Origin of the sequence: Streptomyces sp. NP-1717 (assembly GCF_022695985.1) — a bacterium.
Taxonomy (GTDB): domain Bacteria; phylum Actinomycetota; class Actinomycetes; order Streptomycetales; family Streptomycetaceae; genus Streptomyces.
Genome location: NZ_JAAPBF010000258.1, coordinates 1 through 9,663 on the forward strand (window position 1 = coordinate 1; position 9,663 = coordinate 9,663).

The window sequence follows — 9,663 nt, forward strand, 5'->3', positions numbered from 1 at the left end:
TCTTCCTGATCGCGGTCACCCAACTGCCTTTCGTGGCAACGCTGTTCATCTCGCTGTTCGACTGGAACTCGCTCAACCCGGACGCCCGCAGCTTCTCCGGACTGTCCAACTACGGCTCCGTGTTCACCGACGCGGACCTGCGTGACTCGGTGTTCACGACGATGCTGCTCACGGCCACCGTCGTGATCGCCAGCGTGGTGCTCGGACTGCTGCTCGCGCTGCTGCTCGACCGCAAGTTCATGGGCCGGGGCTTCGTCCGTACGCTGCTCATCACGCCGTTCCTGCTGGTACCCGTCTCGGCGGCGCTGCTGTGGAAGCACGTGCTCTACAACCCCGAGTACGGCCTGCTGAACGGCGGTTGGGCCTGGTTCACCGGACTGTTCGGTGTCGAGGACCCGTCGCAGCCCGACTGGATCTCGGACATGCCGCTGCTCGCCGTCGAGGCGTCCCTCGTCTGGCAGTGGACGCCGTTCATGATGCTCATCCTGCTGGCCGGGCTCCAGAGCCGGCCGCTGGACATGATGGAGGCAGCGCGCCTGGACGGCGCGAACGCCTGGCAGATGTTCGCCTTCCTGACCCTGCCGCATCTGCGCCGCTATCTCGAACTCGGCGTCCTGCTCGGCTCGATCTACATCGTGCAGAACTTCGACGCCGTGTTCACCATCACCGCGGGCGGACTCGGCACCGCCAACCTCCCGTACACCATCTACCAGACCTTCTACCAGGCTCACGAGTACGGACTGGCCTCCGCGGCAGGCGTGGTCGTCGTGATCGGCACCATCGTGATCGCGACCTTCGCCCTGCGCGTCGTCTCGTCCCTCTTCAGTGAGGAGGCGAGGCGCGCATGAGCACACTCTCCGCACCGAAGACCGCCGGCGCCCCCGGCAAGGCGTCCACCTCCGCCCAGCGGCAGGACAAGTACGGCCCCGCGGCCCGGCGCGCCAAGCGGCGCTCCACCGCGCTGGGTCTGCTGGCCTGGGTGATCGGCGTCGTCTTCTGCTTCCCCGCGCTGTGGATGCTGCTGACGTCCCTGCACTCGGAGTCGGACGCGGCGACCAACCCGCCGTCCCTCACCGCTCCGCTGACCTTCGACAACTTCAGCGCGTTCTTCGGCGCCGAGGGCGGGGCGAGCCCCTGGCCGCCGCTCATCAACTCGGTGACGGCGTCCGTGTTCTCCACCCTGTTCGTCCTCGTGCTGGCACTGCCGGCGGCGTACGCGCTGTCCATCAAGCCCGTCCGCAAATGGACGGACGTGATGTTCTTCTTCCTCTCCACGAAGATGCTGCCGGTGGTCGCCGGACTGCTGCCGGTCTATCTCTTCGCCAAGAACGTGGGGATGCTGGACAACATCTGGCTGCTCGTCATCCTCTACACCTCGATGAACCTGCCGATCGCGGTCTGGATGATGCAGTCCTTCCTCGCGGACGTGCCGGTCTCCATCATCGAGGCCGCGCAGGTGGACGGCGCCCGGCTGCCCACCGTCCTGATGCGGGTCGTGGCGCCCGTCGCCGCCCCCGGTATCGCGGCGACGGCGCTGATCTGCTTCATCTTCAGCTGGAACGAACTGCTCTTCGCCCGGGTCCTGACCGGCGTGACAGCTCAGACAGCGCCCGTCTTCCTGACCGGATTCGTCACCAGCCAGGGCCTCTTCCTCGCCCAGCTGTGCGCCGCGTCCGTCGTCGTGTCCCTGCCGGTGCTCGCCGCCGGTTTCGCCGCCCAGGACAAGCTCGTCCAGGGCCTTTCTCTTGGAGCCGTCAAATGAGGGCAGCGATCGTCGAAGGTGTCGGCAAGGTGTCCGTCACCACGGTCCCCGATCCGACCCCGGGCCCGCGCGACGTCGTCGTGTCCGTCGCTGCCTGCGGCATCTGTGGCACCGATCTGCACATCCTGCAGGGCGAGTTCGCGCCGACCCTGCCGATCCTGCCCGGTCACGAGTTCGCCGGTGAGGTCGTGGGCCTGGGCGCCGAGGTCACGGAGCTGGCGGTGGGCGACAAGGTCGCCGTCGACCCGTCCCTGTACTGCCACGAGTGCCGCTACTGCCGGGCAGGCCGGGGCAACCTCTGTGACCGGTGGAACGCGATCGGGGTCAGTGTCCCCGGCGGCGCCGCCGAGTTCGCCGTGGCGCCCGTGGCCAACTGCGTCAAACTCCCCGACCATGTGGACGTACGGGACGCCGCGCTCATCGAGCCGCTGTCGTGCGCCGTACGCGGCTACGACGTGCTGAGCAGCACGCTCGGTGCCGAGGTGCTGATCTACGGCTCGGGCACGATGGGCCTGATGATGCTGGAGCTGGCCAAGCGCACCGGCGCGGCGGGCGTCGACATGCTGGACGTCAACCCCGAGCGGCTGGCCACCGCGTCCAAGCTCGGCTGTTCACGGGCGGCCGCCTCGGCGGAGGAGTTCGAGCGGCCCGGCGGCTGGGACGTGGTCATCGACGCGACCGGCAACGCGGGCGCGATCCAGGACGGCCTGGGCCGGGTCGCCAAGGGCGGAACGTTCCTTCAGTTCGGTGTCTCGGACTACGCGACGACGGCGGTCATCGAGCCGTACAAGATCTACAACCAGGAGATCACCATCACCGGCTCGATGGCGGTGCTGCACAGCTACGAGCGGGCCGCCGCGCTGTTCGCCACCGGGGTCCTGGACCCCGCGGTGTTCATCAGCGACCGGCTGCCGCTGGAGCAGTACCCGGACGCCATCGAGAAGTTCAAGGCGGGTCAGGGCCGCAAGATCGTGGTGGAGCCGTGACCGAAGCGCCCGGCGCGGCACCGGGCCCCGACCCGGGCTCCGGCGCCGTCCTGGTGATGGGCGAGGCGCTCATCGACCTGGTACCGGCGGCCGGCGACGCGGAGGCGCACCGGGCCCAGCCCGGCGGCGCACCCGCGAACGTGGCCACCGGACTGGCCCAGCTCTCCACGCCGAGCTGGTTCGCCGGCGCCCTCGGAAACGACGGGTTCGCCCGGTCGATCGAGCGGCGGCTGGTCTCGGCGGGAGTCGAGCTCGGCCTCTGCGCACGGCCGGACCTCCCCACGGCGCTGGCCGTCGCGGACCCCGGCCCCGAGGGCACCGGCTACCACTTCCACCTCCAGCACACGGCCACCTTCCAACTGCCCGAACGTACGGACGTGGAGCGCTTCGCCGCCGTGTATGTGGGCGGCCTCGCGGCCGTCGTCGAACCCGCGGCCTCGGCCGTGGTGACGACGGCGCGCGCGGCGGCGGCCGGCGGCCCGCTGCTGGTGGTGGACCCGAACGTGCGCGAGGACCGCACGCTCGACGCGGTGGGCGCAGCGGTGAAGCTGCGCGAACTGTGCGAGCTGGGCCAGGTCGTCAAGGCAAGCGACGAGGACCTGGCGCGCCTGTGGCCGGACTCGACGCCCGACGAGACGTGCCGCCGGCTCGCCGCCGGCGGCCGGCTGGTCGTCCTGACCAGGGGATCGCGGGGCAGTACGGCCTACACCGGTTCCGCCGAACCGGTGTCCGTGCCCGCCGTGCCGGTCGAGGTGGTCAACACGATCGGCGCGGGTGACGCCTTCATGGCGGCGATGATCACCTGGATGGTCTCGGGCGGCGTCCACCCGGCCGCGGGCGCACGGGAGTTCACCCGCGCGCGGGCGACGGACATGCTGGGCTTCGCCTCGCGGGTGGCGGCCTCGGTGGTCGCCCAGGCGGGCACGGAGCCGTCGCTCCCGGAGGCACGCGTCTGACGCACCCTCAACTCAATGCTCAACTCCCGTCCCCGGCAGCGGTGTCGACCGCCGCCGGGGACGGGCGCGTACGGACCCGGTGTGTCCCGCGGCTCAGGCGGCCTTGTGCCTCCGGGCCGCCGACTCGCGGATGATCTCGGCGTACCGGTGCCCGCTGGACTTGATCGTCCTGCGCTGCGACGCGTAGTCGACATGGACGAGGCCGAACCGCTTGTCGTAGCCGTACGCCCACTCGAAGTTGTCCAGCAGCGACCACGCGAAGTATCCGGCGAGCGGCACCCCCTTGCGTACGGCACGCGCGCACGCCGCCAGGTGCTCCTCCAGATAGCGGGTGCGCTCCGGGTCGTCGACCGTGCCGTCGTCCCGCAGGACGTCCGGGTAGGCGGAGCCGTTCTCGGTGACGTACACGCGCTGCGCGCCGTACTCGTCCGTCAGCCGCACCAGCAGCTCCTCCAGGCCGTCCGCGTGCACCTCCCAGTCCATGGCGGTGTGGCGCACACCCGGCAGATAGACCTGCTTGGCGTACGGCGGGGGCCCGGCCGGGTCGTCGGCGACGACCTGGCGGAAGTAGTAGTTCAGCCCCAGCCAGTCCAGCGGCGCGGCGATGGTCTCCAGATCGCCGGGGCGCTCGGGCAGCTCCACCCCGTACAGGTCGAGCATGTCCTGCGGGTAGCCGCGCCCGTGGACCGGGTCCAGCCACCAGCGGTTGATGTGGCCGTCGGCCCGTACGGCGGCCGCCCGGTCCGCCTCGCGGTCGGTGGCAGCCTCGATCGGGCTGAGGTTGTTGACGATGCCGACCCGCGCGTCGGGGGACGCCGCGCGGATGGCCTGGACGGCGAGACCGTGACCGAGGTGCAGATGGTACGAGGCGCGCACCGCGGCCCCGATGTCGGTGAGCCCCGGCGCCATCTTCCCCTCCAGATGGCCGATCCACGCCGAGCACAGCGGCTCGTTGAGGGTCGCCCAGTCCTTGACCCGGTCGCCCAGGCGCTCGGCGACGACGGAGGCGTAGGCGGCGAAGTGCTCGGCCGTCTCGCGGGCCGGCCAGCCGCCGCGGTCCTGGAGCGCCTGTGGGAGGTCCCAGTGGTAGAGCGTGGCGAAGGGGGTGATGCCCGCCTCCAGCAGGCTGTCCACCAGCCGGTCGTAGAAGCCGATCCCGGCCTCGTTCACGGGCCCGTCGCCGCCGGGCACGACGCGCGGCCAGGCGAGCGAGAAGCGGTACGAGCCGACGCCGAGCCGCTTCATCAGGCCGATGTCCTCGGGCACCCGGTGGTAGTGGTCGCAGGCGATGTCCCCGGTGTCGCCGTTGTCGACCTTGCCGGGGGTGTGGGAGAAGGTGTCCCAGATCGAGGGCGAGCGGCCGTCCTCGGCGACGGCGCCCTCGATCTGGTACGCGGCGGTGGCGACGCCCCAGAGGAAATCGTGGGGGAGGGCGTTGAGGTCGTTCACTGACTGCCTTTCCGCAGAGGCCACTTGAGGAGCCGGTTGACGATGGATCACCTGACGATGCGTCACTTGACCGCTCCCGCCGTCAGACCGGCGACGAGATAGCGCTGGAGAAGCAGGAACCCGGCGACGACGGGCACGCTCACGACGAGCGACGCCGCCATGATCTGGTTCCAGTACACGTCGTTCTGGGTGGCGTAGCCCTGGAGGCCGACGGCGAGTGTGCGGGTCTCGTCGTTCGTCATCACCGACGCGAAGAGCACCTCTCCCCAGGCCGTCATGAACGCGTAGACCGACACGGCCACGATGCCGGGGATCGCGGCCGGTACGACCACCCGGAACAGGGCGCCGAACGGACCGCAGCCGTCCACCATCGCCGCCTCGTCCAGATCCCTCGGGATGGAGTCGAAGTACCCGATCAGCATCCAGATGGAGAAGGGCAGCGAGAAGGTCAGATAGGTGAGGATGAGCCCGCCCCGTGACCCGTACAGGGCGACGCCCGTGCTGTTGCCTATGTTGACGAAGATCAGGAACAGCGGGAGCAGGAAGAGGATCCCCGGGAACATCTGCGTGGAGAGCACCGTGACGGTGAAGACGCGCTTGCCCCTGAACCGGTAGCGGCTCACGGCGTACGCGGAGAACACCGCGATCGTCACCGACAGCACCGTCGCCGCGCCCGCCACGATCAGCGAGTTCACGAAGTAGTGCGCGAGCGGGACGGTGTCCCAGATGTCGAAGTACGGGCGGACGGTGATCTCGGACGGGATCCACTGGAACTTGCCCGTCACGTCCTCCAGCGGCTTCAGCGAACTGCTGACCATCACATAGACGGGCAGCAGGGCGAAGGCCGTGAGGAACGCCAGGATGATCCGGCGGGTCCAGAGGAAGGACGCCGGGGGAGCGAGGGGAGAGCCGGCCTTGCCGGCCAGGGCCTTAGACGGCACCGGAACCCTTCCTTCCGCGCGAGGTGGCCACCAGGTAGACCGCCGTCACCAGCAGCAGGAAGAGCAGCAGCAGGACGGACATCGCGGAGCCCGTACCGAAGTTCCAGGTGACGAACGACGACTGGTAGATATGGATCGAGATCAGATTGGCCGCCTCGGGCGCCGAGTCGCCGAACAGCACGTACGGCGTGTTGAAGTCGTTGAACGTCCACAGGAACAGCACCAGCACCAGCACCTGGTTGACCGGCCGCAGCGACGGCAGTGTGATCTTGCGGATCTGCTGCCAGATGCCCGCGCCGTCGATGGACGCCGCCTCGTACAGCTCGCGCGGGATGTTCTGGAGCCCGGCCATCAGCATGAGGAAGGCGAACGGCCAGGACTTCCAGACCGCGACGACGACCAGCGCGACGAAGCTGTTGTCGCCGATCAGCCAGAAGGACGGCTCGTCGGTGAGGCCGAGCTGGTCGTGCAGGACGTGGTTGATGATGCCGTTGTCGCGCTGGAACATGAACGCCCAGGTGATGACGGCGGCGTACACCGGCAGCGCGTACGGCGTGAGGAAGACGGCCCGCAGCAGGCCCCGGCCGCGGAAGTTCTCCTGGAGCATGATCGCCGCGGCCGTGCCGAACAGCCAGGACAGGCCGACCGTGATGACCGTGAAGGCACAGGTGACGTAGAAGGAGTGGAGCAGCGCCTCACCGAGCGGGGCGTCGAAGTCGACGACGATCTTGTAGTTGTCGAACGCCCGCCACGGGGCCTTGTCCCAGTTGTTGATGTAGAACTGCGTCAGTTCGCGGAAGCTCATGACGATCCCGATCACCATCGGGACGATGTGCACGAGCAGTTCGAGCAGAACGGCGGGGAGCAGCAGCAGATAGGGCAGCCCGCCGTGGCGGATCCGGTCGGGGAGGCGCGGCAGACGCCGCCGCGCACCCCCCTCGCCCCGGTCCGCACCGCTGCCCGTCTTGCGTACGGGGGGAGTCACGGTGGACGTCATGGGCGGTGCCTCACTGCTGCATCTGCTGCTGGGCCTTGTCCAGCCGCTTCTTGACGGACTCGGTCGTCACGGGGGTCCCTGAGGCGGCGTCCGCCCACAGCTCCTTGACCGCCGTCCCGACGGCGGTCTCGAACTGCGACTCCTCGGGCACCTGGGGGAGCGGCGCGGCGCTGCCCGCGAGGGTGTCGCGCAGGACCTTCAGGTCGGGCGCGGCGAACGCCGGGTCGGCCTGGGCGGCGGCGACCGGCGGGATCGACCCGTAGGTCTTGTTGAGGAGCTTCTGCTCGGCGTCGCTGGTCATGAACTTGACGAACTTCTTGGCGCCGTCGACGTTCTTGGTGTTCTTGAAGACGGCGATGTTGATACCGGCGACCATGGAGTTCACCTGCTTGTCGGCGCCGGGCGCGCCGGACGGCACGGGCACCGGCGCCGCGCCCCAGTCCTCGGGCTTCATGCCCTGGGAGGCGAACGTCGAGGCCGCGGCCTGCCACAGCACCATCGCCGTCCTGCCCTTGGCGAAGTCGGTGAGCGACTGGTTCTGGGCGTACTCCGCGTTGCCCGGAGCGATGATCTTGTCCTTGGCCATGAAGTCGACGTACTGCTTCACGGCCGCCACATTGCCGTCGGTGGTGAAGGTCGGCTTGCCCGAGGCGTCGAAGAAGTCGGCGCCGTGCTGCTGGCCGAGCGCGAAGACCTGGTGGATGTTGTTCGAGAGGTTGCCGCCCTCGGCACCCAGCGCCCACTTGCCGTCCTTGGACAGCTTCTTGCCGTCGGCGACCAACTCGTCCCAGGTGGCGGGCGGTCCGTCGATACCGGCGTCCGCGAACATCTGCTTGTTGTAGTAGAGCGCGTACGCGAGCGAGTACAGGGGTACGGCCGCCGGCGGCCGGCCCTCGGCGCCGGCGGAGGCGACCGCCGAGTCGACGAACCGGTCCCGGCCGCCTATCGCCTCGAAGTTCTTGTCGTCCCACGGCAGCAGCGCGCCGGTCGCCTGGAGGGATGCCGACCAGGTGTTGCCGATGTTCAGGACGTCGGGGCCCTGCCCGGACGTGGTGGCGGCCAGGATCCGGGTGAGCAGATCGGACCACGGCACCACTTCGAGCTTGACCTTGATCCCCGTCTCCTTCTCGAACTTCTTCAGCTCGGGAGTGAGGATCTTCTTGTCGGCCTCGATGTTGGGGCCCTGGTTGGACGCCCAGTAGGTGAGCGTCTTCGGTGAGTCGTTGCTGCCGCCCTCGTCGGTGGACGTTCCGCCGCCGCATCCGGTGACGGTGGCGGCGAGGGCGGTGGTGAGGGTGATGACTGCGGCGGCTCTGATTCGGCGCATGGGACTGCCCCTTTCCGGGGTGGCCGCGTTCGAGAGTCGAACGCAGCCTCACGGCTTAATTTATGTCGTGATTTAAGAGGTGAGGGAAGGTCGCGTCAAGGTCTGGGGCCGGGGTATGTTGCCTGCTGGGAAGGAGCACCATGGCCGAACGGGACAGAAGAACAGTGCGTGACCTGCGCAGGGGCAACCGGGCGAGGGTGTTGCAACGGTTGTATTTCGACGGGCCCCTGAGCCGTCAGGAGCTCGGCCCCGCGACCGGACTGAGTTCAGGTTCCATCAGCAACGTCGTCACCGAACTCGCTGCGGAACGCCTCCTGGAGGAGGCCGGCGTGGTCGACTCCGACGGCGGCAGGCCGCGCACACTGCTGCGCGTGGCTCCCGGCGGCGCGCTCCTCATCGGCATCGACATCGGGGAGACCCGCGTCCGTGTCGAACTCTTCGACCTGTCCCTGACCGAACTCGCCCGCACCGAGAGGCTGCTGGCCCAGCACGGCCACGACGTCGAGCGCATCGTCGCGCACGTGCGCACCGGCGTCGCCCATGTCCTGCGGGACGCCGGGGCCGACCCGCGCGAACTCCTCGGCATCGGTATCGGCGTGCCCGGCATCATCGAACGCGACGGTCCCGAAGGCGCGGTCGTCCACGGCCAGACCATGGGCTGGAGCGCCGTGCCCTTCGAGAAGCTGCTGCGTGCCGCCGTCGACATACCCGCCGAGGTCCCGCTCTTCATCGACAACGGCGCCAAGACGCTTGGCCAGGCGGAGATGTGGTTCGGCGGCGGGCGGGGCGCCGGTACCGCCGCGATCGCGCTCATCGGCTCCGGGGTCGGCGCCAGCGTGATCCACGGCGGTGAAGGCGGCTCGCTGGACGAGAACCAGCGGAGCAGCGCGCTCGAATGGGGCCACACCACCGTGCAGATGCGCGGACGGCGCTGCCGCTGCGGGTCCATCGGCTGTCTGGAGGCGTACGCGGGCGCGGAGGCGATGCGCGAACGCTGGCAGGAGGCCGGGGGGCCGCTGCCGGCCGACGCGGACGACGAGACGGCCCTCGCGGCCCTGCTGGCCGCGGCCTTTCCGCCGCCGGGCGGGGCGGCGCCGGACCCCGTCGCGGTGGCGCTGCTCGACGAGACCGCCGAGTGCCTCGGGGCCGCGGTCGCCGACCTGATCAACCTGTTCCTGCCGGAACGGGTGCTCCTCGGTGGGTGGGCGGGCCTCCTGATCGGCCCGCACCTGCTGCCGGACATCC

Annotated in this window: 9 protein-coding genes; 5 read left to right on the forward strand and 4 right to left on the reverse strand. The window is 69.5% G+C overall.

Going from position 1 to position 9,663, the window contains the following annotated elements; genetic code table 11:
- From GXP76_RS31190 to GXP76_RS31205, 4 genes are all read left to right on the forward strand, one after another.
- A partial coding sequence (locus GXP76_RS31190; RefSeq protein WP_242574981.1) for a carbohydrate ABC transporter permease occupies positions 1-848 on the forward strand: 848 nt, incomplete at its 5' end.
- On the forward strand, positions 845-1,762 hold the full coding sequence (locus GXP76_RS31195) for a carbohydrate ABC transporter permease (RefSeq protein ID WP_242574982.1): 918 nt from the start codon (positions 845-847) through the stop codon (positions 1,760-1,762). The genes GXP76_RS31190 and GXP76_RS31195, both read left to right, overlap by 4 nt.
- Positions 1,759-2,748, forward strand: coding sequence for a zinc-dependent alcohol dehydrogenase family protein (locus GXP76_RS31200; RefSeq protein ID WP_242574983.1), 990 nt, complete (start codon positions 1,759-1,761; stop codon positions 2,746-2,748). Before GXP76_RS31195 ends, GXP76_RS31200 begins: the two co-directional genes overlap by 4 nt.
- Positions 2,745-3,704, forward strand: a complete 960-nt coding sequence (locus tag GXP76_RS31205) for a PfkB family carbohydrate kinase (protein ID WP_242574984.1) — start codon at positions 2,745-2,747, stop codon at positions 3,702-3,704. The genes GXP76_RS31200 and GXP76_RS31205 overlap by 4 nt, the downstream gene beginning before the upstream one ends.
- A gap of 93 nt (positions 3,705-3,797) precedes the next feature.
- Here the strand turns inward: GXP76_RS31205 and GXP76_RS31210 are convergent, their stop codons facing one another.
- From GXP76_RS31210 to GXP76_RS31225, 4 genes are all read right to left on the reverse strand, one after another.
- The gene (locus tag GXP76_RS31210) at positions 3,798-5,153 is read right to left on the reverse strand and encodes a GH1 family beta-glucosidase (RefSeq protein ID WP_242574985.1); all 1,356 of its coding nucleotides are present in this window, start codon (positions 5,151-5,153) and stop codon (positions 3,798-3,800) included.
- A gap of 62 nt (positions 5,154-5,215) precedes the next feature.
- Complete coding sequence (locus GXP76_RS31215) at positions 5,216-6,094, reverse strand: carbohydrate ABC transporter permease (protein ID WP_242574986.1); 879 nt, start codon at positions 6,092-6,094, stop codon at positions 5,216-5,218.
- Complete coding sequence (locus GXP76_RS31220; RefSeq protein ID WP_242574987.1) at positions 6,084-7,091, reverse strand: carbohydrate ABC transporter permease; 1,008 nt, start codon at positions 7,089-7,091, stop codon at positions 6,084-6,086. Before GXP76_RS31220 ends, GXP76_RS31215 begins: the two co-directional genes overlap by 11 nt.
- Before the next feature lie 10 nt (positions 7,092-7,101).
- Positions 7,102-8,418, reverse strand: a complete 1,317-nt coding sequence (locus GXP76_RS31225) for an ABC transporter substrate-binding protein (protein ID WP_242574988.1) — start codon at positions 8,416-8,418, stop codon at positions 7,102-7,104.
- A 140-nt stretch (positions 8,419-8,558) separates the two neighbouring features.
- Here GXP76_RS31225 and GXP76_RS31230 point away from each other — a divergent pair.
- Positions 8,559-9,663: ROK family transcriptional regulator (locus GXP76_RS31230; protein ID WP_242574989.1), on the forward strand; the 1,105-nt coding region annotated here is incomplete at its 3' end.

What these genes read in the sequence shown, in the direction of transcription:
- GXP76_RS31195 (WP_242574982.1), top strand. Translation starts at nt 845, where the DNA reads ATGAGCACACTCTCCGCACCGAAGACCGCCGGCGCCCCCGGCAAGGCG.
- GXP76_RS31200 (WP_242574983.1), top strand. Translation starts at nt 1,759, where the DNA reads ATGAGGGCAGCGATCGTCGAAGGTGTCGGCAAGGTGTCCGTCACCACG.
- GXP76_RS31220 (WP_242574987.1), bottom strand. Translation starts at nt 7,091, where the DNA reads ATGACGTCCACCGTGACTCCCCCCGTACGCAAGACGGGCAGCGGTGCG.
- GXP76_RS31225 (WP_242574988.1), bottom strand. Translation starts at nt 8,418, where the DNA reads ATGCGCCGAATCAGAGCCGCCGCAGTCATCACCCTCACCACCGCCCTC.